Source organism: Longicatena sp. 210702-DFI.1.196, assembly GCF_020563125.1.
Classification (GTDB): Bacteria; Bacillota_I; Bacilli_A; order Erysipelotrichales; family Erysipelotrichaceae; genus Longicatena; species Longicatena caecimuris.
The window spans coordinates 1-570 of the sequence record NZ_JAJCPX010000101.1; the positions used below are offsets into that span (position 1 = coordinate 1).

A 570-nucleotide genomic window follows, 5' to 3' on the forward strand; every position below is an offset into this window, starting at 1 on the left:
ATAAATTCCTCTTTTTCGCATTTCTTCTTTATCTGCTCTATGGTAAAGAATGGTTTTTCGTTCTTATCATCAATGGCAATATCAAGCCTTGTGAAGTGGAAATTATCCAGTCCATATCTTCGCTCACAACGTCGGAACATATCCCCAAAGGTATAATTCCTACTGTCGAGAATACGGAAAATATCATCACAACCTCTGCCAGTCATAACAAGATAACAGCCTAGCCCCTGTGGGTTGTCCTCTGTCTTTCTTGCGTCCCCCGATACATAAATATCTCCAATCTGCCAGCGTGCTTGATAAGTCTTGAATTTTATCGTTGCTGGATAAACATTGAAAATGTCAGTCGGTAAATCTAAAATGTGCATGATTACATCTTCAGCGGTTGCCGTTTCAAATACAATGCTGATGTAATCAATCTTAACGGATAAATTTTTGTGTGTAGTTATAGTGCATTTCTCCTTTCGTATGCCCCGTTTTTTTGCGGGGTAAAAATTGTGTTTTTTCCTTTATTTATCACAGTTTCTAGGTACTATGACATGTATACGCAGGGCGGTGTTACATATACGCCCT

The 570-nt window shown here is 38.8% G+C and carries 1 pseudogene; it reads right to left on the reverse strand.

The features are described from left to right. Positions 1-365, reverse strand: a pseudogene (locus LI241_RS15550) (replication initiation factor domain-containing protein); the annotation flags it as partial. Positions 366-570 lie beyond the last annotated feature (205 nt).